Annotated in this window: 19 protein-coding genes; 17 read left to right on the top strand and 2 right to left on the bottom strand. The window is 61.3% G+C overall.

Translation table 11 applies throughout. The features are described from left to right. The first annotated feature begins 108 nt into the window (after positions 1 to 108). The 5 genes from AC13QE_RS14900 to olsB all read left to right on the top strand — a co-directional run bounded on the left by AC13QE_RS14900 (position 109) and on the right by olsB (position 6,071). A complete protein-coding gene (locus AC13QE_RS14900) occupies positions 109 to 1,239 on the top strand; it encodes a class I SAM-dependent methyltransferase (RefSeq protein ID WP_488484242.1) in 1,131 nt (376 codons plus the stop codon). Beyond that, positions 1,236 to 2,096 (top strand): TrmH family RNA methyltransferase, encoded by an 861-nt coding sequence (locus tag AC13QE_RS14895; protein WP_488484241.1) that lies wholly within the window; start codon positions 1,236 to 1,238, stop codon positions 2,094 to 2,096. Before AC13QE_RS14900 ends, AC13QE_RS14895 begins: the two co-directional genes overlap by 4 nt. After that, a complete protein-coding gene (gene lspA, locus AC13QE_RS14890) occupies positions 2,093 to 2,617 on the top strand; it encodes a signal peptidase II (RefSeq protein ID WP_488484240.1) in 525 nt (174 codons plus the stop codon). Before AC13QE_RS14895 ends, lspA begins: the two co-directional genes overlap by 4 nt. Positions 2,618 to 2,672: 55 nt before the next feature. Further along, complete coding sequence (locus tag AC13QE_RS14885; protein ID WP_488484239.1) at positions 2,673 to 4,961, top strand: PAS domain-containing hybrid sensor histidine kinase/response regulator; 2,289 nt, start codon at positions 2,673 to 2,675, stop codon at positions 4,959 to 4,961. A gap of 231 nt (positions 4,962 to 5,192) precedes the next feature. After that, positions 5,193 to 6,071 (top strand): l-ornithine N(alpha)-acyltransferase, encoded by an 879-nt coding sequence (gene olsB / locus AC13QE_RS14880; protein ID WP_132715674.1) that lies wholly within the window; start codon positions 5,193 to 5,195, stop codon positions 6,069 to 6,071. A gap of 6 nt (positions 6,072 to 6,077) precedes the next feature. Here olsB and AC13QE_RS14875 read toward each other — a convergent pair whose 3' ends face one another. Together AC13QE_RS14875 and AC13QE_RS14870 are read right to left on the bottom strand one after the other, a co-directional pair. Continuing rightward, the gene (locus tag AC13QE_RS14875) at positions 6,078 to 7,487 is read right to left on the bottom strand and encodes a DUF5939 domain-containing protein (RefSeq protein ID WP_488484238.1); all 1,410 of its coding nucleotides are present in this window, start codon (positions 7,485 to 7,487) and stop codon (positions 6,078 to 6,080) included. A gap of 77 nt (positions 7,488 to 7,564) precedes the next feature. Beyond that, a complete protein-coding gene (locus AC13QE_RS14870) occupies positions 7,565 to 9,853 on the bottom strand; it encodes an NADP-dependent malic enzyme (RefSeq protein ID WP_488484237.1) in 2,289 nt (762 codons plus the stop codon). Positions 9,854 to 10,050: 197 nt separating this feature from the next. Here AC13QE_RS14870 and mutS point away from each other — a divergent pair, with 197 nt between their 5' ends. The 12 genes from mutS to olsA all read left to right on the top strand — a co-directional run bounded on the left by mutS (position 10,051) and on the right by olsA (position 23,282). Then, positions 10,051 to 12,708 carry a DNA mismatch repair protein MutS gene (gene mutS / locus AC13QE_RS14865; RefSeq protein ID WP_488484357.1) on the top strand — a complete coding sequence of 886 codons (2,658 nt, stop codon included), beginning with the start codon at positions 10,051 to 10,053 and terminating at the stop codon, positions 12,706 to 12,708. A 28-nt stretch (positions 12,709 to 12,736) separates the two neighbouring features. Continuing rightward, the gene (locus AC13QE_RS14860) at positions 12,737 to 13,030 is read left to right on the top strand and encodes a hypothetical protein (protein ID WP_132716658.1); all 294 of its coding nucleotides are present in this window, start codon (positions 12,737 to 12,739) and stop codon (positions 13,028 to 13,030) included. A 118-nt stretch (positions 13,031 to 13,148) separates the two neighbouring features. Then, a complete protein-coding gene (locus AC13QE_RS14855; RefSeq protein ID WP_488484236.1) occupies positions 13,149 to 16,064 on the top strand; it encodes a [protein-PII] uridylyltransferase in 2,916 nt (971 codons plus the stop codon). Then, positions 16,061 to 17,662: a murein biosynthesis integral membrane protein MurJ gene (gene murJ, locus AC13QE_RS14850; protein ID WP_488484235.1), complete on the top strand. Its 1,602-nt coding sequence runs from the start codon at positions 16,061 to 16,063 to the stop codon at positions 17,660 to 17,662. Before AC13QE_RS14855 ends, murJ begins: the two co-directional genes overlap by 4 nt. Before the next feature lie 247 nt (positions 17,663 to 17,909). Then, positions 17,910 to 18,302, top strand: coding sequence for a VOC family protein (locus AC13QE_RS14845; RefSeq protein WP_488484234.1), 393 nt, complete (start codon positions 17,910 to 17,912; stop codon positions 18,300 to 18,302). Positions 18,303 to 18,413: 111 nt separating this feature from the next. Further along, positions 18,414 to 19,478: a tryptophan--tRNA ligase gene (gene trpS / locus AC13QE_RS14840; RefSeq protein WP_132715681.1), complete on the top strand. Its 1,065-nt coding sequence runs from the start codon at positions 18,414 to 18,416 to the stop codon at positions 19,476 to 19,478. 70 nt (positions 19,479 to 19,548) lie between these two features. Next, on the top strand, positions 19,549 to 20,040 hold the full coding sequence (locus tag AC13QE_RS14835) for a universal stress protein (RefSeq protein ID WP_015338625.1): 492 nt from the start codon (positions 19,549 to 19,551) through the stop codon (positions 20,038 to 20,040). Between the two features lie 117 nt (positions 20,041 to 20,157). Continuing rightward, on the top strand, positions 20,158 to 20,724 hold the full coding sequence (locus AC13QE_RS14830; RefSeq protein ID WP_132715682.1) for a NifU family protein: 567 nt from the start codon (positions 20,158 to 20,160) through the stop codon (positions 20,722 to 20,724). Between the two features lie 26 nt (positions 20,725 to 20,750). Next, positions 20,751 to 21,407, top strand: a complete 657-nt coding sequence (gene tsaB, locus AC13QE_RS14825) for a tRNA (adenosine(37)-N6)-threonylcarbamoyltransferase complex dimerization subunit type 1 TsaB (protein WP_132715683.1) — start codon at positions 20,751 to 20,753, stop codon at positions 21,405 to 21,407. Between the two features lie 2 nt (positions 21,408 to 21,409). Next, on the top strand, positions 21,410 to 21,904 hold the full coding sequence (locus tag AC13QE_RS14820) for a GNAT family N-acetyltransferase (RefSeq protein ID WP_488484233.1): 495 nt from the start codon (positions 21,410 to 21,412) through the stop codon (positions 21,902 to 21,904). Between the two features lie 121 nt (positions 21,905 to 22,025). Then, positions 22,026 to 22,454 (top strand): Fur family transcriptional regulator, encoded by a 429-nt coding sequence (locus AC13QE_RS14815; protein WP_488484232.1) that lies wholly within the window; start codon positions 22,026 to 22,028, stop codon positions 22,452 to 22,454. A gap of 30 nt (positions 22,455 to 22,484) precedes the next feature. Then, complete coding sequence (gene olsA, locus AC13QE_RS14810; protein ID WP_488484231.1) at positions 22,485 to 23,282, top strand: lyso-ornithine lipid O-acyltransferase; 798 nt, start codon at positions 22,485 to 22,487, stop codon at positions 23,280 to 23,282. Positions 23,283 to 23,301: the final 19 nt, after the last annotated feature.

The following is a 23,301-nucleotide window of genomic DNA, read 5'->3' as shown; positions in this document are numbered from 1 at the left end:
AATCCTCCCAATGTGACATTTTGTGCATGGATCATCGCAGATCGGAAAGCGCTTTGCCAAGTGGCGGCCAGATGCTATTTGCACGCACATATCAATTTTGAGACAAGTATGGTGAAACATAGGGAAAGCCGGCCCGGCCAGAAAACTGCGGGCGGTCTCGGGGCAAAACCCCGGCGTGATATGTCCGGCAAGCCGCCGGCAAAGCCCGCGCATGCTTCGAGGCCAGCCAAGCCGACGCGCGATCATGGCGAACGGGTAACCGAGCCGCGCGATGCGGCGCCTGCTTCCGCAGCGCCGGAACGTCCGCTGATTGCGCGGACTGGCGAGCGTCCCCCGGAGCGCGTGCCGGTGATTCTCGAGTCACTCGGTGCCGGCGATTTCCACCTGATCGACAGCGGTAATGGCCTCAAGCTCGAACAATACGGTCCCTACCGCATCGTGCGGCCGGAAGCACAGGCGCTATGGCCGCCGTCGCTCGCTGCGCATGTCTGGGACAATGCCGATGCGATCTTCACCGGCGATACCGATGAGGACGGCATGGGCCGCTGGCGCTTTCCGCGCGAAGCGCTCGGCGAGACCTGGCCGCTGCAATTGCTCGGCGTCGATTTCCTCGGCCGCTTCACCGCCTTCCGACATGTCGGGGTCTTTCCGGAGCAGATCGTGCACTGGGCCTGGATGAAGGAACAGGTCGAGGCGGCGAAACGACCGCTGAAAGTCCTGAACCTCTTCGGTTACACCGGCGTGGCGTCGTTGGTGGCAGCCGCTGCCGGCGCAGAAGTGACCCATGTCGACGCCTCCAAGAAGGCGATCGGCTGGGCGCGCGAAAACCAGGCCTTGGGCCGCATGGAGAAACTGCCGATCCGCTGGATCTGCGAGGATGCGATGAAGTTCATCCTGCGCGAGGAACGGCGCGGCAATAAATATGACATCATCCTTACCGACCCGCCGAAATTCGGCCGCGGTCCGAACGGCGAAGTCTGGCACCTGTTCGAACACCTGCCGCTGATGCTCGATATTTGCCGCGAAATCCTGTCGCCGAAAGCGCTCGGCCTCGTGCTGACGGCCTATTCGATCCGCGCCAGCTTCTACTCGATCCATGAGCTGATGCGCGAGACCATGCGCGGCGCCGGCGGCGCGGTCGAATCCGGCGAACTGGTCATCCGTGAGGCCGGCCTTGACGGCCGCGCGCCGGGCAGGGCGCTTTCCACCTCTCTCTTCAGCCGCTGGGTGCCGAAATGAACCAGGATTTCCGCAGTGACGGCCCACGCAAGGTCGGACAGGTCAAGGAGGTCACCTCGCTTGCCAATCCGATCGTCAAGGACATTAAGGCGCTGACGGTCAAGAAGTCCCGCGAGGAAAGCGGCGCCTTCCTGGCCGAAGGGCTGAAGCTCGTCATCGACGCGCTCGAACTTGGCTGGACGATCCGCACGCTTGTTTATGCCAAGGCGGCCAAGGGCAAGCCTCTCGTCGAACAGGTGGCCGCCAAGACGGTCGCGGCCGGCGGGCTGGTGCTGGAGGTCAGCGAAAAAGTCATCGGCTCGATCACCCGCCGCGACAATCCGCAGATGGTAGTCGGTGTCTTCGAGCAGCGCTGGCAGCAGCTTCGGGACGTCAAGCCGAAGGCCGGTGAAACCTGGGTAGCGCTCGACCGCGTCCGCGATCCCGGCAATCTCGGCACGATCATCCGCACCGCCGATGCGGCCGGCGCCTCCGGTGTCATCCTCGTCGGCGAGACGACCGATCCGTTTTCGCTGGAAACCGTACGCGCCACCATGGGCTCGGTCTTCGCCGTTCCTGTCGTCAAGGCGACGCCGGAAGAGTTCTTGGCCTGGAAGAAGAAGGCTGAGGTTTCCGTTGTTGCCACCCATCTGGCTGGCGCGGTCGATTACCGCACCATCGATTACAAGAAGAAGCCTGTCGTCATCTTGATGGGCAACGAGCAGTCCGGCCTGCCGGATGCCCTGGCGAAAGAGGCCGATGCGCTCGCCCGCATCCCGCAGGCCGGCCGCGCCGACAGCCTCAATCTGGCGGTCGCGACGGCAGTCATGCTGTTCGAAGCCCGCCGCCATATCCTGACCCTGAGCGAGACCCGATGACCGATAGCGAGACCCACGAACAGCCGACTGCAAAGCCAGCCCTGTTTTCGCGGCCCCTGCCAATCCTGATTTTCATCGTGGTTGCCGTCGTTCTCGACCAGGCAATCAAGATCATGGTCGACAACTGGTTGCCGCTACAGGTGGATAGGCCTGTGCCTTACATTCCGATGCTGTCGCTTTATCGCACCTATAATCTCGGCGTGGCCTTCTCGATGCTGTCAGGCATGGACGGCTGGTTCATCGTCGGGATGCGGCTCGTCATCGTCGCCTTCGTGCTCTGGCTCTGGCGGCGCACGCCCGATCACCGCTGGCTCGCGCACACGGGCTTTGCTCTGATCATCGCCGGCGCCCTCGGCAATCTGCTCGACCGTTTTCTCTATGGCCACGTGATCGACTACATCCTCTTTCATACGCAAACGTGGTCTTTCGCCGTCTTCAATCTTGCCGACAGCTTCATCACCATCGGCGCAGGCTGCGTCATTCTCGACGAGCTTCTCATGCCGAAAAAGGCAAAAGCGTAAAATTCTATCGAATCCCTGAAGGCATCGGGAAGACTGCCCATGATAGCCAGACGGCATGAGCACTCTGGCAGATCTGCAGGAAAAGCTTGCCGCCGCGGCAGTTCACGACCAAACGGGACCGAGCGAAGGGCCGGCCGCCGACGAGTCGTCGCTTGTAAAATCGACAGTACCGCGTGAGGCGGGGCAGCAATCGCCACCGCCCGCGCAGGCCCGGTCGTTGCTGGGCCATTGGCTGAATGGCGGGGGTCTTGTCGCTGGGGCAGCCTTTCTGGTGATTGGCTTTACCGGAGGTCCGCTGCTGCTCGCGGGTCTGTTTGGTCTTGTGGCCCTTGCGCTTGCCGCTATCGGCATCGTCAAAGCTCGAGGCGCTGCGGACGAGCCCGAGATTGCTGCTGCCGATGCCAGCGAGAGCGAGCATGATCGCCTGTGGGAGTACAGGGAAAGCGCCAATCTCCTTGCCACCATTCATGATGCGCTCGGCGATATCACCGTCACACGCAGCATCGATCGGCGGATTATGCATGCCAATGCCACGTTCAGCCGATTGACCGGCAGGCCGCACCCGGAGGGCCTGACGCTGGAAGAGACCGGCCTCGTATTCCGTACCGTCACCGGCGCGAAGCATCAGGATGCGGAAATCGCAACGCCCGAGGGGCGGCGCATTTTTGCCTGGCACGATGTCATGTTCCGCGACGCGACGACGGGGCAATTATGCATACAGAGCATCGCGCGCGACGTGACCGAGGAGCGGCAGACTGCGCGCCTGCGCGAAGACGCCAGATTGAAGGCCGAGTATAACAGCGCCGCCAAATCCCGCCTCCTCGCCACCGTCAGCCATGAGATCCGCACGCCGCTGTCTGGCATTCTCGGCATGAACCATCTGCTCGCCCAGACGCCGTTGACCCTGGAGCAGGCAAATTATCTCACCGGCATTCGCCAATCGGGTCACGCGCTGGTGCAGCTGGTCGAGGATCTCCTTGATTTCTCCACGATCGAAGTCGGTCGCTTCCAGTTGCATCCACGGCAGGAGGCTTTACGGCCGCTGCTGGAAGGCGTCATCGAGATGCTCGCCCATCGCGCCCATGAAAAGGGCATAGAAATCGCTGCAAGCGTTGCGGCCGATGTTCCGGAGAACTTGGAATTCGATCCCGCTCGGCTGCGCCAGATCCTTTTCAATGTCATCGGCAACGCGGTGAAATTCACCCAGACCGGCGGTGTACTTGTCGGCGTCGATCTCAATGGCCGGGATTTGACGATATCGGTGCGCGACAGCGGTCCCGGCATGACCGAGGAGGAGCAGGCCCGCGTCTTCGGCGAGTTCGAGCAAGCCGGCACCACGGTGGAAAGAAGTGCCGGCACAGGTCTCGGCCTTGCCATCTCCGCCCGCATCCTGCGCGAATTCGGCGGCGGCCTCAGCGTCGCGAGCGAGCGCGGCAAGGGCAGCGAGTTCGTCATCTCCTTCCCGGTCCGCCTGGTTGCCGGAGAGAATGGACACGACCGGCGCAATACCATGCTCAGAGGCTCTCGTATCCTGCTGCTTGCCCCCGAAGGCGCGGCAAGTACGGCCATCATGCGGACCATACAGACGCTCGGCGGCCGCTGCCGGCTGATCGGGCCCGGTGACATGGACGATCTTCTGCCTTCCTTCCCCATGGGCGAAGGCGGGGTGTGGACGGATCTCATCGTCGACCATCGCATGGCGCCCTGGTATTTCAGCGAGGGAAATGCGCTTGCGGTGCCTCGGCTGCGCAAGATATTCCTCGTCAATCCCGAGGAGCGCAACACTCATCCGCTCGATCTTTTCGATGCCTGGCTCATCAGGCCGCTGCGCGAGCAGTCGCTGATCGATGTGCTGAGAGGCCGCATGCGCGGCATGGAGAGACGCGACGCCTTGATCGAGGCCGTTTCCGAGATCGGTATAACGACGCCGGAGGCGGAGGAGGACCGTGCGCTCGATATTCTGCTGGGCGAGGATGACCCCGTCAATGCGATGCTGGTTCGGGCCATGCTCTCCAAGGCCGGCCACAGGGTCCGCCTCGTCGAGGATTTCGATGGCCTTCGAGCCCGCATCGAAAAGCTCGAAACGCGGCCGGAGGTACTGGTCACGGATTTCAACATGCCGGGCGGCACGGGTGCGGCCGTGCTTGCGCAACTGCGGGCCCATGAACGCAGGCATGGCCTTCCTTCGCTGCCGATCGTCGTACTGACCGCAGACAGCCGCGATTCGATCCGTCGCCAGGCGCTGTTGGCCGGTGCCGATGCCGTCATCATAAAGCCGGTCGATCCTGAGAAGCTGAAGACAGTGCTGAATGGCCTATCCAGATCGGTTTTCGAACGCGCCTGAAAATTATTTCCGATCTTCGACTGACGCACAAGGAAGCCGGCTCATCAATGTTCGATAGAGGCCGAAAAGAAGGCTCAACCTGCGGCATTTGCGGCCGCTAAGTTGGGGACGGTGCGCCTATTCGAATATTGCAATGGGCACAGTTCTTGCATTTAGCATGGCTGCGTGTCACTTTCCTGTCGCACGAATTTGGTTTATGGCGCTATATCGGCCCGCAGGGGGAGAATCGCCATGTCCATCGAAATTTTGAATCGCGAAGCTCAGGGCGAAATGGTTCAGTCTTCAAAGGCAACGGTTGAGCCGGTTGCCAGCGATGTGCTCGGACGCATCGGAAATCTCGAAACGCGCCTTGCCCGCACGGCGCGCGAAATCGATGCCGCTCAGGCCGTACGCTACCGCGTTTTCGTCGAGGAGATGAACGCGCAATTGCCGGCTGACGCCATGCGTCGCCAGCGTGACGTCGATAGCTGGGACGCCATTTGCGACCATCTTCTGGTGCTGGATCGATCGATCGAAGGCGATTCGGAAGACCAGATCGTCGGCACCTACCGCCTGCTGCGCCAGGAAGTGGCCATGGCAAATGGTGGCTTCTATTCGTCATCGGAATTCGACATCGACGCACTGCTTGCCCGTCATCCCGACAAGCGTTTCATGGAACTCGGCCGTTCCTGCGTGCTGCCGGACTACCGCAACAAGCGCACGGTCGAGCTGCTCTGGCAGGGCAATTGGGCCTATGCGCTGAAGCATGGCATGGGCGCGATGATCGGTTGCGCCTCCTTCCCCGGTGTCCTGCCGGAACAGCACGCGCTCGCCTTGTCCTTTCTCTATCACAATGTTGTCGCCAAGGATGACTGGGCCGTCGGTGCTCTGCCGTCGCTCGCTCGGACCATGGACCTGATGCCGGTCGAGGCCATCAATCCGAAGAAAGCGCTGATGGCGATGCCGCCCTTGATCAAGGGCTATCTGCGCCTTGGCGCCATGGTTGGCTCGACCGCCGTCGTCGATCAGGCCTTCAACACCACGGATGTTCTGATCGTCCTGCCGATCGCCAGCATCTCCAACCGCTACGTAAATTATTACGGCGCGGATGCCGGTCGCTTTGCCAGCTGAGGACTATCAAGGGATCGCGAAAATATCGATCGCGTCGGTGATGCCGCGCAGCGCGACATGATGCGATTGCGGTGTGAGACCGCGTCTTGTCATCAGTTCGGCAGCGCGAGGATGATCGAGCACCGAACTGGTGGCGAAGATTTCGCGTGATGTGGCGAGATGCTGGACGCGGGATGCGATATTGACCGTTTGCCCGAAATAATCCTGCCGTTCGTTCAGGCTCACGGCGATGCACGGCCCCTCGTGGATCCCGATTTTCAGGAGAAGGTCGTCGTTACCGCGCTCATTGTTGAGGCTGAGCATGGCCTCGCGCATCCGCATCGCCGCAGTGAGCGCCCGATCCGGCGTCGGGAAGGTTGCCATGACTGCATCGCCGATCGTCTTGACGACGGCACCCGCCTCTGCCGCCACGATTTCGTGCAGGATGCCGAAATGGGTCTTGACCAGATCGAAGGCAGCGAGATCGCCGACCCTTTCGTATAATTCCGTGGAACCGCGCAGGTCGGTGAACAGAAAGGTGAGGCTGGTGATCTTCAGCCGCTGATCGATGTCGATCGTATCCGTGCGGTAGATGTCACGGAAGGTCTGATTGGAAAGCAGGTGCTTGGCGGTCAGAAATGGCCGGCGCTGTCCAAGCAGCGTGTGAAGAGCCTCGTTTGCCACGCAGATCGACGGCAGCACGCGAAGGTCGGTGTGGTTCTCCATCTGGATGCGCAAGGGACCGGGCCGCAACTCGATGGCCTCGCTGTGCCGGTGCATGCGATCGAAAACGATTGAAAGAGCCTGCCTTTCCCTAGACGGCTCTCCCTTCACATCGAGGAATTGCGCCGCATGCGTGACAGGCTCGAAGATGATGGTGAATTCCGCCGGCAATTGAAGCGATATCACTGCTTTCTCGCCGGGCGGCAGCTCGAGCGATTCCAGAACGAATTGATCGACTTTTTCTTCATACCCCTCGTCGGGAAGGTCGATACCCGAGCCCCAATAGATCTGACGGAAATATTCGAGCGGCGGCAGGTCGTGCGGATTATGCGCTTCGATGTGGCGCACGCGCGGACTGACGGTGAAGGTAACTTCGACCATCTCATCGAGCGTCGGCTCGTAGCCGGCTGCGCAAAGCGTACAGTTATAGGTGTCGCTTTGCACGGTTTTCAGCGAGGTATTGGCATCCAATACCCCGCCGCAGCCGGGGCAAAGAACATTCCACGACATCTCGAACAGGCCAAGGCGCGACGCGTGCAGGAAGGCATTGATAGTCTGTTCTTCATCGAAGCTATGGTCGGCGGCGAAGGCGAGCGCATTCACACGGTTGAGCTTGCGGTCGGGTGCGTCAAGGACGAACCGCTCAATAGCATCGACAATGTCAGGCTGCGCTGAATGGCGCAACACTCCGAACAAAACCTGAGCTTCACTCATCCCTTTATTTTACACCGAATTGACACGGGAGCCCATCACCTTTGTTGGGTCGCCGGCTCAATTTCATAAGGTAGCGTCTACGACCCCGCACCATAGGCCGCGATGGCGGCCATATTGACGATATCGGAATCCTTGGCCCCCATCGATGTGATCTGCACCGGCTTGTCGAGGCCGACGAGCAGCGGCCCAATGACCGTCGAGCCGCCGAGCTCCTGCAGCATCTTGGTGGAGATCGCCGCAGAGTGGAAAGCGGGCATGACAAGCACGTTTGCCGGTCCGGATAGCCGCGAGAAGGGATAGAGGCTTTCCATGAGCTTGCGGTCCAGCGCCACATCGGCGGCCATTTCGCCATCGAATTCAAAATTGACGTAGCGCTTGTCGAGAATGTTCACTGCTTCACGGACCCGCTCGGAACGTTCCCCCGGGGGATGGCCGAAGGTGGAATAGGCGAGCATGGCGACGCGTGGCTCATAGCCCATGCGCCGTGCGAAGCCGGCAGCTTCCTCGGCGATATCAGCCAGTTCTTCTGAGGTCGGCATGTCATGTACGGCTGTATCGGCGACGAAGACGGTTCGGCCGCGCGCAAGCACGATCGAGATGCCGATGACCCGGTGGCCCGGCTTGGCGTCGATGCAGCGGCGCACGTCGCCGAGCGCGGTCGAATAGTTGCGAGTGACGCCCGTCACCATGCCGTCGGCATCGCCCAGCGCGACCATGCAGGCGGCAAAGTGATTGCGGTCGTTATGGATCAGGCGGGTTACGTCACGATGCAGGTAGCCCTGGCGCTGCAGCCGGGCATAGAGATAATCGATATAGGCATCGCCCCGCTTCGAGATGCGAGCATTGACGATCTCGAGGCCGGGGCGGTTGAGATCGATGCCGGCGCGTTCGGCCGTCGCCTGAATCAGATCTTCGCGGCCGAGAAGGATGGCGGTGCCGAGCCCCTGATTGGCGTAGGAGAGGGCGGCGCGCATGACCTGCTCCTCTTCCGCTTCGGCAAAGACGATGCGCTTCTGGTGCCGGCGGACGCGCTCGTAAAGCTGCGCCAGCGTCGAGGCGATCGGATCGCGCCGGGCCGAGAGTTCGCGTGCATAGGCTTCCATGTCTGCTATTTCGCGGCGCGCGACGCCGCTCTCGATCGCGGCTTTTGCGACAGCTACGGGAATTGCCGAGATGAGCCGCGGGTCGAAGGGCACGGGGATGATGTATTGCGCGCCGAAGCGCGGCCTTGCACCCTGATAGGCCGCAACGACATCGTCGGGCACGTCTTCGCGCGCAAGGCTTGCCAGCGCGTTGACGGCGGCGATCTTCATCTCGTCATTGATGGTGGTCGCGCGCACGTCGAGCGCGCCACGGAAGATATAGGGAAAACCGAGAACGTTGTTGACCTGGTTCGGATAGTCCGAGCGCCCCGTCGCCATGATGGCGTCGTCGCGGATGCGGGCGACTTCCTCCGGCGTGATTTCCGGATCGGGATTGGCCATGGCGAAGATGATCGGTCGGTCTGCCATAGAGCGGATCATGTCTTCGGAGAAGGCATCCTTCTGCGACAGGCCGAAGACGACGTCAGCGCCCTTCATTGCATCCGCCAGCGTGCGCTTGTCAGTCTTGACCGCGTGAGCCGACTTCCACTGGTTCATGCCCTCGCTGCGGCCCTGATAGATCACGCCCTTCGTATCACAAAGGGTGACGTTCTCCGGATTGAAGCCCATCGACTTGATCAGCTCGATGCAGGCGATGGCGGCAGCGCCCGCGCCGTTGCAGACGAGCTTTGTGGTCTTGAGGTCGCGGCCGGTCAGTTCGAGCGCGTTGATCAGGCCGGCAGCGGCGATGATTGCGGTTCCGTGCTGGTCGTCATGGAATACGGGAATGTCCATGAGCTCGCGCAGGCGCTGCTCGATGATGAAGCAGTCGGGCGCCTTGATATCCTCAAGATTGATACCGCCGAAGGAAGGGCCGAGATAGCGCACGCAATTGATGAATTCGTCGACATTCTCAGTGTCGATCTCAAGATCGATCGAATCGACGTCGGCAAAGCGCTTGAAGAGGACCGATTTGCCTTCCATCACCGGCTTGGAGGCGAGTGCGCCGAGATTGCCGAGGCCTAGGATGGCCGTGCCGTTGGAGATGACGGCAACCATGTTGCCGCGTGAGGTATAGTCGTAGGCAGTAGCCGGATCGGCAGCGATCGCCTTTACGGGAACGGCGACGCCGGGAGAATAGGCAAGGGAAAGATCGCGTTGTGTCGCCATCGGCTTGGTCGGGTTGATCTCAAGCTTGCCGGGCCGGCCGTTCTTGTGGAAGTCCAGTGCTTCCTGATCGGTAATTCCCGTTCCCGGACGTGACTTGCTCTTGCTGTCAGCCATAGTTCCTCCAAACCTCCTGTGGGCGACCGGTCCCTCTTGCCCGATAGCTGTTGTCTTCTATAGCGGCGCGCGGATAGGGTGGCACCTCATTTTTTTGGAAAAACTGCACCTCCGTGAACGAACGTATTAACGCCAGCATCGATGCTTTCTCGGCCGCCGAGCTTGCCTCGGAGGAAAGCCGCGCCTCGGCTACTCCGATGATGGAGCAATATATCGAGATCAAGGCGAACAATCCCGGTTCGCTGCTGTTCTACCGCATGGGCGACTTCTACGAATTGTTCTTCGAAGACGCCGTCGATGCCTCGCGTGCGCTTGGGATCACGCTGACGAAGCGCGGCCAACACATGGGGCAGGATATCCCGATGTGCGGCGTACCGGTTCATGCCGCCGACGATTATCTGCAAAAGCTGATCGCCCTTGGCTTCCGCGTCGCCGTCTGCGAGCAGGTGGAAGATCCGGCTGAGGCAAAGAAGCGCGGCGGCAAGTCGGTGGTGCGGCGCGATGTCGTGCGCCTGGTGACGCCAGGTACGATCACCGAAGAAAAACTGCTTTCGCCTTCGGAATCCAATTATCTGATGGCGCTGACACGCATTCGCGGTGGCGCCGAGCCGCAGCTGGCGCTCGCCTGGATCGATATTTCGACGGGCGTCTTCCGCCTCGCCGAGACGGAGGCGTCAAGGCTGCTCGCCGATATCCTGCGCATCGATCCGAGAGAGCTGATCCTGCCGGATACGATGTTCCACGATCCGGAATTGAAGCCGGTTTTCGACATTCTCGGCCGCACGGCAGTCCCGCAGCCGGCCGTGCTGTTCGACAGCGCCAGCGCCGAAGGGCGAATCACTCGTTACTTCGGCGTGTCGACGCTCGATGGTTTCGGCACGTTCACCCGCGCCGAACTGGCAGCTGCCGCCGCCGCGATCGCCTATGTCGAAAAGACCCAGCTCGCCGAGCGGCCGCCGCTAGGGTTGCCGGAGCGTGAAAGCGGCGCCTCGACGCTTTTCATCGATCCCGCCACTCGCGCCAATCTGGAGCTGGTTCGCACGCTCTCTGGCGACCGCAATGGCTCGCTGCTGAAAGCGATCGATCGCACCGTGACCGGCGGCGGCGCCCGGCTTCTCGCCGAAAGGCTGATGTCGCCGCTCACCGACCCCCAGCGCATCAACGAGCGTTTGGATTCGATAGGTTTCCTCACGGAGGAGCCGTCGCTGTGCAGCGATCTGCGTTCGGCATTGAAGCATGTGCCTGACATGCCGCGCGCCCTGTCGCGCCTCGCACTCGATCGTGGCGGCCCCCGCGATCTCTGGGCGATCCGCCAGGGCTTGGCAGCCGCAACCGACGTTGCCCGCATGCTCGGAACTGCACTTCTGCCGGAAGAGCTGAAGGATGCATTGACCGGGCTCGTTGCCTTGCCCGCCGATCTTGAAGCGATGCTCGCCGCGACACTTGCCGACGAGCTGCCGTTGCTGAAACGCGACGGCGGTTTCTTGAGGGAAGGGGCGAATGCCGAGCTCGACGAAGTGCGGGCACTCCGCGATCAATCACGCCGCGTCATCGCCGGCCTGCAGCTGCAATATGCCGAGGAAACCGGCATCAAATCACTGAAGATCAAGCACAATAATGTGCTCGGCTACTTCATCGAGGTCACCGCCGGCAATGCTGGTCCGATGACGGATACGAGCGAAGCCAAGGCGCGCTTCATCCATCGCCAGACCATGGCGAATGCCATGCGTTTCACCACGACTGAACTTGCCGATCTCGAAAGCCGCATCGCCAATGCCGCTGACAAGGCGCTGGCGATCGAGCTCGAGGCCTTCGACCGCATGGTCGCGGCCGTGGTGGCTGCTGCCGAGGCGATCAAGGCGGGCGCCCGCGCGCTGTCGGTGATCGATGTCGCAGCCGGCCTTGCGCTCCTTGCCGAGGAGCAGGCCTATTGCCGACCCATCGTCGATGGCAGCCGCATGTTCGCCATCGAGGGCGGCCGCCATCCGGTGGTGGAGCAGGCACTCCGCCGTCAGGCCGGCGGTCCGTTCGTCGCCAACAATTGCGATCTCTCGCCGAAGGCCGATGGCAAGGATGGCGCCATCTGGCTCCTGACCGGCCCGAACATGGGCGGTAAGTCGACCTTCCTGCGCCAGAATGCTTTGATCGCCATTCTCGCGCAGATGGGTTCCTTCGTGCCGGCCGCTTCCGCTCACATCGGCATCGTCGACCGGCTGTTCTCGCGCGTAGGCGCTTCCGACGATCTGGCCCGCGGCCGTTCGACCTTCATGGTCGAGATGGTCGAGACGGCGGCGATCCTCAATCAGGCGACGGAACGCTCTCTGGTCATCCTCGATGAGATCGGGCGTGGCACCGCGACCTTCGACGGCCTTTCCATCGCCTGGGCAGCCGTCGAGCATCTGCACGAGGCCAATCGATGCCGCGGTCTCTTCGCCACCCATTTCCATGAGCTGACCGTGCTCTCGGAGAAGCTCGGCCGGCTCTCCAATGCCACCATGCGCGTCAAGGAATGGGATGGCGACGTCATCTTCCTGCACGAGGTCGGGCCGGGTGCTGCCGATCGCTCCTACGGCATTCAGGTTGCGCGTCTTGCCGGCCTTCCGGCGTCCGTGGTGGCGCGAGCCCGCGATGTCCTGACGCGGCTTGAAGATGCCGACCGCAAGAATCCGGCAAGCCAGCTCATCGACGATCTGCCTCTCTTCCAGGTGGCAGTCCGCCGGGAGGAGGCCGTTGGCCGGCGCGAGCCGTCCAAGGTCGAGGAACGGCTGAAAACGCTGGATCTGGACGATCTGACGCCGCGCGCCGCTCTTGACGTGCTCTATGAACTGAAGAAAACGCTTACCAAAAGCAGCTGACCACAGGCGATATTCCAAGGGCAATATGATGTATCTCGAAGTTCTTCTCGCCGAAGTCCGCACTCTGGGTGAGCGCTTCTCTCCGATCGCCGCGCGCGGCAAGATCTGCGGCGAGGGAGAGCCCCCGGATTGTGACTCCGATCGTGGCCTGCTCGATATTACGCTGTCCTGCAGCCGCATTTCCGATATTTGCTCAAAGATCGCCAAGGCCGGTTATTGGGAATGCGAGCGTGAAATGGTGACGCAGATCGGCGCCCAGTCGCGAAACATATTATATAGCTTGAACGAGCTCAGACGAGCGATCGAGCCGGCAAGGCCCTAAAACCGCCGGCTTCTGCGTCGATTGCCGTCACGCTTCGTCAACTTTGGCCCGGTAGAAATCATGGAAAGACCAGGCCCAGAATGCCTGTGTTAATCGCGGGCCAAAGAGGCTATAGCGCATGCAGACGAAAAGACAGGCGCGCCGGCAACGGGCCGCGGTCAGCGAAGAGAAAGCCGATCGGCAGAGCATGGAAACGCATCATATCGATTTTTCGACCATTCTCGATGTATCCGCGCTGAAGGCGGAGTGCGAGGCTCTCGCCAAACGCGGTCTGGACAAGAATGAAGAGCGCTCCGTGCTGCTGGCGCTGTTGAAAAAAGCAAGCCAGGATGGACGGGAAGAAGCACGGCGATTGCTGATGGCCGACGGCAGCGGGCTCAATTGCGCGCACCGGATTTCCTGGCTGCAGGACCAGATCATCACCGTCATCTACGATTTCACCGTCCGCCACGTCTATCCGAAACAGGCAGGCGCCTTCTCCGTCACCGCCGTCGGCGGTTATGGCCGCGATACGCTGGCGCCGGGCTCCGATATCGACCTTCTCTTCCTCTTCCAGCCGAAGCCGGCGAGCGAGACGCACAAGGCGGTCGAATTCATTCTCTATATGCTTTGGGACATGGGCTTCAAAGTCGGCCACGCCACGCGCACGGTCGAGGAATGCATCCGCGAGGCCAAGTCCGATATGACGGTGCGCACCGCCATCCTCGAAACCCGCTATATCTGCGGCAACATCGCACTGGAGCGCGAGCTGCAGGCGCGCTTCGACAAGGAAATCGTCACCAATACCGGCCCGGAATTCATCGCCGCCAAGCTCGCCGAACGCGACGAGCGCCATCGCAAGGCCGGCGATACCCGCTATCTGGTCGAGCCGAACGTCAAGGAAGGCAAGGGTGGCCTGCGCGATCTGCACACGCTGTTCTGGATCTCGAAATATTACTACCACGTCCGTGATCCCGCCGAGCTGGTAAAGCTCGGCGTGCTCTCGAAGCAGGAATATCGTCTCTTCGACAAGGCCGAGGATTTCCTCTGGGCCGTGCGCTGCCACATGCATTTCCTGACCGGCAAGGCGGAAGAGCGGCTTTCCTTCGATATCCAGCGCGATATCGCTGCAGCCCTCGACTATAACGCCCGCCCGGGCCTTTCCGCCGTCGAGCGGTTCATGAAGCACTATTTCCTCGTCGCCAAGGATGTCGGCGATCTCACCCGCATCCTCTGCGCCGCATTGGAGGACCAGCAGGCGAAGGCCACTCCGGGCCTCACCGGCGTCATCAGCCGTTTTGCCAACCGTTCGCGCAAGATCCCCGGCACCGTCGAATTCGTCGAGGACCGCGGCCGCATCGCGCTTGCCAATCCCGATGTCTTCAAGCGCGATCCGGTCAGTCTCATCCGGCTGTTCTTCGTCGCCGACATCAATGGCCTCGAATTCCATCCGGATGCATTGAAGCGCGTCACCCGCTCGCTGAGCCTGATCGACAACGATCTGCGCGAAAACGAGGAGGCGAACCGGCTCTTCCTCTCCATCCTCACCTCGAAGCGCGATCCGGCTCTGATCCTGCGCCGCATGAACGAGGCGGGCGTGCTCGGCCGCTTTATCCCGGAATTCGGCAAGATCGTCTCGATGATGCAGTTCAACATGTATCATCACTATACGGTGGACGAGCATCTGATCCGTGCCGTCGAGGTGCTGTCGGAGATCGACAAGGGCAAGGCTGAGGATATTCATCCGCTCACCAACAAGCTGATGCCCAATATCGAGGATCGCGATGCGCTCTATGTCGCCGTCCTGTTGCACGATATCGCCAAGGGCCGCGAGGAGGACCATTCGGAAGCCGGTGCCGCAGTCGCACGCAAGCTCTGCCCGCGCTTCGGCCTTTCACCGAAGCAGACGGAGCTGGTGGTCTGGCTGATCGCGGAACATCTGACCATGTCGATGGTCGCCCAGACGCGCGATTTGACCGACCGCAAGACGATCATCGATTTTGCCGACCGGGTCCAGTCGCTCGACCGGCTGAAGATGCTGCTGATCCTGACCGTTTGCGACATCCGCGCCGTCGGCCCTGGCGTCTGGAACGGCTGGAAGGGTCAGCTGCTGCGCACGCTCTATTATGAAACCGAGCTGCTGCTGTCAGGCGGGTTCTCCGAAGTGTCGCGCAAGGAACGGGCGGAGGCTGCCGCCGAAGCGCTGGAACACGCACTTGCCGATTGGAGCCAGAAGGAGCGCAAGGCCTACGTCAAGCTGCACTATCAGCCCTATCTGCTGTCCGTGCCGCTGGAAGATCAGATCCGCCATACGCAGTTCATGCGTGAATCCGACAAGGCGGGCAAGGTCCTCGCCACGATGGTGCGCACCGATAGCTTCCACGCCATTACCGAAATCACCGTGCTCTCGCCCGACCATCCGCGTCTTTTGACTGTGATCGCCGGCGCCTGCGCCGCGGCCGGGGCCAATATTGCCGATGCGCAGATCTTCACGACATCGGACGGCCGCGCGCTCGACACCATCCATGTCAGCCGCGAATTCCCCGATGATGCCGACGAGCTGCGCCGCGCCGCCACCATCGGCAAGATGATCGAGGATGTGCTGGCCGGCCGCAAACGGCTGCCGGAGGTCATCGCGACGCGGACGAAGAACCGCCGCAAGAACAAGGCTTTCGTTATCCCTCCGTCGGTGATCATCACCAACAGCCTCTCCAACAAGTTCACGGTCATCGAGGTCGAATGCCTCGATCGCCCGGGCCTGCTGTCGGAAATAACCGCCGTTCTTTCGGATCTGTCGCTCGATATCCAGTCTGCCCGCATCACCACCTTCGGTGAAAAGGTCATCGACACCTTCTATGTCGCCGACCTGGTGGGCCAGAAGATTTCCAACGAGAACAGGCGAGCCTATATCACCGCCCGCCTGAAAGCCGTCATGGCGGGCGAGGAGGATGAAATGCGCGAGCGCATGCCCTCCGGCATCATCGCGCCCGCCGCCACGCGCGGCGTTGCCGTCGAAAAGTCAGACACCGAGAAGAAAGCCGGTTCAGCCGCATGAGCCTAGTCAAGAAATTCATCACCGTCGGTGGCGCGACGCTCGGCAGCCGCATCTTCGGCTTCGCCCGCGAAACGTTGATGGCCGCCGCGCTCGGCACGGGGCCGATGGCAGACGTCTTCTACGCTGCCTTCCGCTTTCCGAACCTCTTCCGCCGGCTGTTTGCCGAAGGTGCCTTCAACGCCGCCTTCGTGCCGCTCTTTGCCAAGGAAATCGAGGCGAACGGCATTGATGGCGCCAAGCGCTTCTCGGAAGAGGTGTTCGGCGTTCTCTTCTCGGTCCTGCTGCTGATCACCATCGTCATGGAACTGGCCATGCCGCTCCTGGTGCGTTGGGTCATCGCGCCCGGTTTTGCCGACGATGCCGAGAAATTCGACCTGACGGTCCGGTTGGCGGCCGTGATGTTCCCCTATCTCATGTCGATGTCGCTGACGGCGATGATGAGCGGCATGCTGAATTCGCTGCATCATTTCTTCGCCGCGGCCGTGGCTCCGATCTTCCTCAACCTGGTGATGATCAGCGCGCTGTTCTACGCGATCTATTTCGGCGCCGATCCGCTGACCACCGCCTGGTATCTGTCCTGGTCGGTACTGGTGGCAGGCGTGCTGCAGCTGGCCGTCGTCTATATCGGCGTGCGCCATGCCGGCATCAATATCGGTCTGCGCTTTCCGCGCTTCACGCCCAATGTCAAGCGGCTCTTGCTTCTTGCGATCCCAGCGGCCATTACCGGCGGCGTCACTCAGATCAATCTGGTGATCGGCCAGGCGATTGCCTCGGGCAAGGAAGGCGCGATCGCCGCCCTGCAATATGCAGACCGCATCTACCAGCTTCCGCTCGGTGTCGTCGGCGTCGCGGTCGGAATCGTGCTTCTGCCGGAATTGGCGCGTTCGCTGAAGTCGGGCCACATCAAGGAAGCCGCCAATATCCAGAACCGCTCGATCGAATTCGTGCTGTTCCTGACGCTGCCGGCCGCTGTCGCCCTGTGGCTGCTCTCCGACGATATCATCCGCGTGCTTTACGAGCGCGGCGCCTTTAACGCGAACAATACAACGCTGGTCGGCTCCATCCTCGCCATCTTCGGCCTGGGCCTGCCGGCTTTCGTGCTGATCAAGGCCTTGCAGCCCGGCTTTTATGCCCGCGAAGATACGAAATCGCCGATGCGTTACACGGCGATCGCCGTCGCCGTCAATTCGGCGCTGTCCATCCTGCTTTTCCCGGTGCTGGCCGAACGCGGCATTGCGCTCGCCGAGGCGGTTGCCGGATGGCTGAACGCTGTACAGCTCTTCGTGACCCTCTATCGCCGCGGGCATCTCGTCTGGGAATGGTCGCTGGTGCGACGCACCGCCATGCTGCTCGTCTCCTCCGCCGTCATGGGTGGCGTCATCGTATATTTGTCTCATCGGTGGGAGCCACTTCTGGGATCCGGCTCGACGCTGCTCACCAAGACCGGCGTCCTGGGCTTGCTTATATTGATTGCGATGGCAGTGTATTTCATTGTCGCCTTCCTGATCGGCGGCGTGGATGTGGGCATGATACGCCGCAATTTGAAGCGCAAGCGCCCGGCGCCAGCGTCGGATGCGAAGGCGGTGAACGGGGAATAACAAGGCTCCTTCGCCCCGCAATGCGGGGAGAAGGTGGCTTGGCGCGATCGAACAGGGTGAGATGGCGACAAGTCGGATGAGGGGCTTTCACCGATGTTCCCGCCGAAATAAAATATGCAGGCACCGCCATATTTGTGGCTGGCCAAGATAGTCTGCCCAAGCCGCATGTTTGTACATGGCCCCTCACCCTAGCCCTCTCCCCGCAAGCGGGGCGAGGGGACGATTCTGCCAGAAGCGGAGCCCTCCAATGCCCCAATCCCTCTTCCTCGTCGCCCTCGTCATCGATGATTACGACCGCGCCAAAGCCTTCTATTGCGATGCCCTTGGTTTCGAGTGCTTGGCTGACGAGGTGCAGCCGGAGGGCAAGCGCTGGGTTGTCGTCGGGCCGAAAGGCACGGAGGGCGCCGCGCTATTGCTCGCTCAAGCCGCCAGCGACAGCCAGCGCGCGGCGATCGGCAACCAGACCGGCGGCCGCGTCGGCTTCTTCCTCAAGACCGATGATTTCACCCGCGATCATGCCGCGATGAAGGCAAAGGGCGTGCGTTTTCTGGAGGAACCGCGCCATGAGGTCTATGGCACGGTGGCGGTCTTTGCCGATCCCTATGGCAACACTTGGGATCTGATCCAGCATTCTTCCTGAGACTCTGTCACATAGCCACTTGATCCCCATCGATCCCACGTGCATAAGCCGCTCGAAACCAAGGGTCGAGCATTGCTCACCCGGGCCCTCCACAAGCCTTTTGAGGACGACATGACCGAATTCAAGCCGCTCGTATTCTCCGGCGTTCAGCCTACCGGCAACCTCCACCTCGGTAACTATCTTGGCGCGATCCGCAAGTTCGTGGCCCTGCAGGCCAACAACGACTGCATCTATTGCGTCGTCGACATGCATGCGCTGACGGCGCAGCTCGTCCATGAGGACATGCCGAACCAGACGCGCTCGATCACCGCGGCCTTCCTCGCCGCCGGCATCGACCCGGAAAAGCATATCGTCTTCAACCAGTCCGCCGTGCCCGGCCATGCCGAGCTTGCCTGGATCTTCAACTGCGTCGCCCGTATCGGCTGGATGAACCGCATGACGCAGTTCAAGGACAAGGCCGGCAAGGACCGCGAGCAGGCCTCGCTCGGGCTTTATGCCTATCCAAGCCTGATGGCCGCCGACATTCTGCTCTATCGCGCCACCCATGTTCCAGTCGGTGACGACCAGAAACAGCATCTGGAGCTGACCCGCGACATCGCCATGAAGTTCAATCTGGACTACATGGAGCATATCCGCCGCACGGGTTATGGCATCGATATCACTGTCGGCGACGAGCCGGTGCATGCCTATTTCCCGATGGTCGAGCCGCTGATCGATGGCCCGGCGCCGCGCGTCATGTCGCTGCGCGACGGCACGAAGAAGATGTCGAAATCCGACGCATCGGACCTCTCGCGCATCAATCTGCTCGATGATGAGGAAAACATCTCCAAGAAAATCCGCAAGGCGAAGACAGATCCGGATGGCTTGCCGAGCGAAATCGCCGGTCTCGCCGGCCGTGCGGAAGCCGACAATCTGGTGGGCATTTACGCGGCCCTTGCCGACAAGTCGAAGGCGGAGGTTCTCTCCGAATTCGGCGGCCAGCAGTTCTCCGTCTTCAAGCCGGCGCTGGTCGATCTCGCCGTACATGTGCTCTCGCCAATCACGACGGAAATGCGCCGCCTGATGGCCGATCCCGGCCATATTGACGCCGTTCTGCGCGATGGCGGCGCCCGCGCCCGCGCTCGTGCCGATGTGACCATGAAGCAGGTTCGCGATATTATCGGCTTTCTATATTGATATCGGCATGCAAGCCGCCGCCTGAATCGGGGGCTTGCAAAACGTCGTCTTCGGGTGTCAGAATCGCCGCATGGTTTCAAAACGTCTCTCACGGCTCGAAGGTCATCGCCGCAAGTTCATGGCGGTCATCGACGGCACTCCAGAATGCCAGCGCGCCGTCCATTATGCCGGCCGGCGCGCCAAGAACTCCAATGGCGGCCTCGTTCTGCTCTATGTGATTCCCGAGGGCGACTTCCAGCAATGGCTTGGCGTCGAGGAGATCATGCGGGCGGAAGCACGCGAGGAAGCGGAGGCAGCAACGGCAAAGGCGGCGCAGGCCGTGCGCGAGAATGTCGGGATTGACGCCGAAATTGTCATTCGTGAGGGATCGGCCGCCGAGCAGATCAATGCCTTGATTGAAGAGGATCGGGACATCGCGCTCCTCGTTCTTGCGGCAGGGTCTGCTAAGGAGGGTCCCGGTCCACTGGTTTCGTCGATCGCCGGTCGCGCAACCGCTTTTCCGATCCCGGTGACGGTGCTTCCGGACACGCTGAGCAACGAGGAAATCGACGCTCTGAGTTGATGGGCAGACGCTATTTCTTGAGAAACATTCTCTTGAATAGAATGGCCAAAAGGCCTATCTTCTTTTGAAATATTCTAAAGTCGGGACAGGGTTTCCGCCCGCCGCATGGAGATCAAGATGTTCATTCAGACCGAAGCGACGCCGAACCCCGCGACCCTCAAGTTCCTGCCGGGCAAAGTGGTGATGGAAAACGGCACGGCCGAGTTCCGCAGCGCCGAGGAAGCCGAAGCTTCGCCGCTGGCTGCACGCCTCTTCGAAATCCCGGGCGTCATCGGCGTTTACTTCGGCTACGACTTCATTTCCGTCTCCAAGGAAAATCAGGAGTGGCAGCATCTGAAGCCCGCTATCCTCGGTTCGATCATGGAGCATTTCATGTCCGGCAAGCCGGTCATGGGCTCGGCGTCGGTTCTCTCCGAAGTGCAGGATGCCGGTGGCGAATTCTTCGATGAAGGCGATGAATCGATCGTGCTGACCATCAAGGAGCTGCTGGATACACGCGTTCGCCCGGCCGTTGCCCAGGATGGCGGCGACATCACCTTCCGTGGCTTCCGTGACGGCAAGGTTTATCTCAACATGAAGGGTTCCTGCGCCGGTTGCCCGTCCTCGACGGCGACGCTGAAGCATGGCGTGCAGAACCTGCTGCGCCATTTCGTGCCCGAAGTTCAGGAAGTCGAAGCCGTTTAATATTTAGGCTTTTCGGAAAATTTGACATGATCGTACTGGCGCTCGACACGGCAGGTGTGGATTGCGCTGCCGCTGTGTATGATAGCGGCAGTGATTCTGTGATGGGGGAGGTCACGGAAACGATCGGACGGGGGCATGCCGAGCATCTGATGCACGTTGTCGACGGAGCGCTGGCGAAAGCCGGCGTAGCGCTTTCGGCGATCGAGCATGTCGTCGTGACCGTCGGCCCCGGTTCCTTCACCGGTATCCGCATCGGCGTTGCAGCCGCACGCGGATTTGCACTTTCCCTCAATGTTCCAGCAGTTGGCGTCACGACCCTCGAGGTCATGGCGGCGACCGCGCGAGCACAGAATCCGGGCAAGTCGGTTCTGGCTGCCATCGATGCCAAGCGCGAGGAGATCTATCTCCAGAGCTTCGGTGCCGATGGCAACCCGCTGGACGAGGCTCGGGCCGTGACGATCGACGAAGCGCGGGCAATCGCCGGCGCATTCGACGGGGTCGTCACCGGAACGGCTGTCGCCCGGTTGAGCGACGCGCCGCCTGCGGAGCGGCCAGACGCATTTCCGATTGCCATCGTCGCCCGGCTGGGCGCCGGCAAGCCTGCCGGCGAAAAGCCGAAGCCGCTTTATCTTCGCGGACCCGATGCCAGACCGCAGGCCGGATACGCAGTTGCCAGGCAATAGACATGCTCGAATCCTATCTTACCTTGAAAGCCGAATACGAAATCGTTCCGATGGAACTGAAGGATTGCGCCGAAGTGGCGCTCCTGCATGGCGAACGGTTCCCGCGGGTATGGGACGAGACTGAGTTTCAGGGTCTCCTTTCGCAGGAGACCACCTTCGGCTTCGTCGCCCGTCAGACCAACGCCATCCTGAAAAAGGCGCTTCCCGGCTTCGTGCTGGCGCGGCATGTGGCGGGCGAGGGCGAAATCCTGACGATTGCCGTCAATGCCAAGCTCGGACGCTCCGGTCTCGGCTGGCGCCTCATGCAGGCGGCGCTGCGGGAAGCCCGCAATCGCGGCGGCGAAACCATGTTCCTGGAGGTCGATGGCGGCAATCAGCCGGCGCTAGGCCTCTACCGCAAGCTCGGTTTCGAAACCGTCGCTGAGCGCAAGGCCTATTATGTCGGTGAAAACGGCCAGAAGTCGACGGCGCTTGTCATGCGCCGCGTTCTTCGCTAGAGCATTTTGCAGCCAAGTGGCATCACCTGGCGTCGCACAAATGCGGCAAAACAAATAGTTAGAGCAGCAATTCGACGCTCTAACTGTTGCCACAGTCCAAACAGACCGAAGACAGCGATTGATGGAAGACGCCGTAAAATCCCTGGAGGAGCTTTGCGCCGAGCGCGGAATGCGCATGACGGAGCAGCGCCGGGTCATTGCGCGCATCATTGAGAGCTCCGGCGATCACCCCGATGTCGAGGAACTTTATCGCCGCTCGGTGGAGGTGGATGCCAAGATCTCGATTTCCACGGTCTATCGCACGGTAAAGCTTTTCGAGGATGCCGGCCTTCTTGCCCGCCACGATTTCCGCGATGGTCGTTCCCGCTACGAAACCGTGCCGGAAGAACATCATGATCACCTGATTGATCTGAAGAGCGGCCAGGTGATCGAATTCCACTCGCCGGAGATCGAGGCGCTGCAGGAACGTATAGCCCGCGAACACGGCTTCAAACTCGTCGACCACCGGCTGGAGCTTTACGGCATCCCGCTGAAGAAGGACGAACGTTGACGTGAAGGCTTTCAAGCAGGAGCGAATGATTTGATGACCTGGCTGCGCATCGGCTGTGCCGCCGTGGTCATTGGCGTCGTCAGCGCGGTGATGCTGCCGCTGCAGATCCTCTGCCTGCGCTTTGACTGGAAGCTCCGGCGCTATCTGCCGCGCTGCTGGCATCGCATCGTCTGCTATTGGCTTGGCGTGCGCATCCACGTGGTCGGCAAGATGGAGACGAGCCGGCCTCTCATGCTGGCGTCCAACCATTCGTCCTGGCTCGATATTCTCGTATTGTCGGCGGTTGCTGACGTCTCCTTCATCGCCAAGTCCGAAGTACGGGACTGGCCGATCTTCGGGCTTTTCGCACAATGGCAGAAGAGCGTCTTCGTCGAGCGCGAACAGAAGCGCAAGACCGGCGAGCAGGTGAACGAGATCGCCGAGCGCATGGCGGACGGCGAAATCATGGTGTTGTTCCCTGAAGGAACCACGTCGGACGGCAATCGGCTGCTCGAAGTCAAATCCTCGCTGTTCGGTGCTGCCGCTGCCGCCCTGCCGAAGGCGCCAGATGCCGTCGTGCATGTCCAGCCGGTCGCGGTCGCCTATACCCGCGTCCATGGAACACCGATGGGCCGCTATTATCGCCCGCTGACGGCATGGCCTGGAGATATCGAGCTTGTGCCGCACCTGAAGGGCATCATCCAGTGCGGTGCCATCGATGTCGACGTCTGTTTCGGCGAGGCGGTGGATTATCGCGCCGGCACCAATCGCAAGGAAGTCAGTGCCACCATCGCCAAGCGGATCCGTAAGATGCTTGCCAGCCGCCTGCTCGGGCGCGAGATCGCCTGATTTCCAGGTGATTCCAACT

The organism is Martinezella sp. CNPSo 3957 (genome assembly GCF_057784395.1).
The sequence above is the reverse complement of the archived record's forward strand: the minus strand, read 5'-3'. Positions and strand labels throughout refer to the sequence as shown.

Excerpts from the sequence above, each read along its gene's own strand:
- AC13QE_RS14845 (WP_488484234.1), top strand. The coding sequence starts at position 17,910 with ATGCCCCAATCCCTCTTCCTCGTCGCCCTCGTCATCGATGATTACGAC.
- AC13QE_RS14855 (WP_488484236.1), top strand. The coding sequence starts at position 13,149 with ATGCAGACGAAAAGACAGGCGCGCCGGCAACGGGCCGCGGTCAGCGAA.
- olsB (WP_132715674.1), top strand. The coding sequence starts at position 5,193 with ATGTCCATCGAAATTTTGAATCGCGAAGCTCAGGGCGAAATGGTTCAG.
- mutS (WP_488484357.1), top strand. The coding sequence starts at position 10,051 with ATGATGGAGCAATATATCGAGATCAAGGCGAACAATCCCGGTTCGCTG.
- AC13QE_RS14820 (WP_488484233.1), top strand. The coding sequence starts at position 21,410 with ATGCTCGAATCCTATCTTACCTTGAAAGCCGAATACGAAATCGTTCCG.
- AC13QE_RS14830 (WP_132715682.1), top strand. The coding sequence starts at position 20,158 with ATGTTCATTCAGACCGAAGCGACGCCGAACCCCGCGACCCTCAAGTTC.
- AC13QE_RS14815 (WP_488484232.1), top strand. The coding sequence starts at position 22,026 with ATGGAAGACGCCGTAAAATCCCTGGAGGAGCTTTGCGCCGAGCGCGGA.
- AC13QE_RS14875 (WP_488484238.1), bottom strand. The coding sequence starts at position 7,487 with ATGAGTGAAGCTCAGGTTTTGTTCGGAGTGTTGCGCCATTCAGCGCAG.
- lspA (WP_488484240.1), top strand. The coding sequence starts at position 2,093 with ATGACCGATAGCGAGACCCACGAACAGCCGACTGCAAAGCCAGCCCTG.
- AC13QE_RS14835 (WP_015338625.1), top strand. The coding sequence starts at position 19,549 with ATGGTTTCAAAACGTCTCTCACGGCTCGAAGGTCATCGCCGCAAGTTC.
- AC13QE_RS14870 (WP_488484237.1), bottom strand. The coding sequence starts at position 9,853 with ATGGCTGACAGCAAGAGCAAGTCACGTCCGGGAACGGGAATTACCGAT.
- trpS (WP_132715681.1), top strand. The coding sequence starts at position 18,414 with ATGACCGAATTCAAGCCGCTCGTATTCTCCGGCGTTCAGCCTACCGGC.
- AC13QE_RS14895 (WP_488484241.1), top strand. The coding sequence starts at position 1,236 with ATGAACCAGGATTTCCGCAGTGACGGCCCACGCAAGGTCGGACAGGTC.
- tsaB (WP_132715683.1), top strand. The coding sequence starts at position 20,751 with ATGATCGTACTGGCGCTCGACACGGCAGGTGTGGATTGCGCTGCCGCT.
- murJ (WP_488484235.1), top strand. The coding sequence starts at position 16,061 with ATGAGCCTAGTCAAGAAATTCATCACCGTCGGTGGCGCGACGCTCGGC.
- AC13QE_RS14860 (WP_132716658.1), top strand. The coding sequence starts at position 12,737 with ATGTATCTCGAAGTTCTTCTCGCCGAAGTCCGCACTCTGGGTGAGCGC.
- AC13QE_RS14900 (WP_488484242.1), top strand. The coding sequence starts at position 109 with ATGGTGAAACATAGGGAAAGCCGGCCCGGCCAGAAAACTGCGGGCGGT.
- AC13QE_RS14885 (WP_488484239.1), top strand. The coding sequence starts at position 2,673 with ATGAGCACTCTGGCAGATCTGCAGGAAAAGCTTGCCGCCGCGGCAGTT.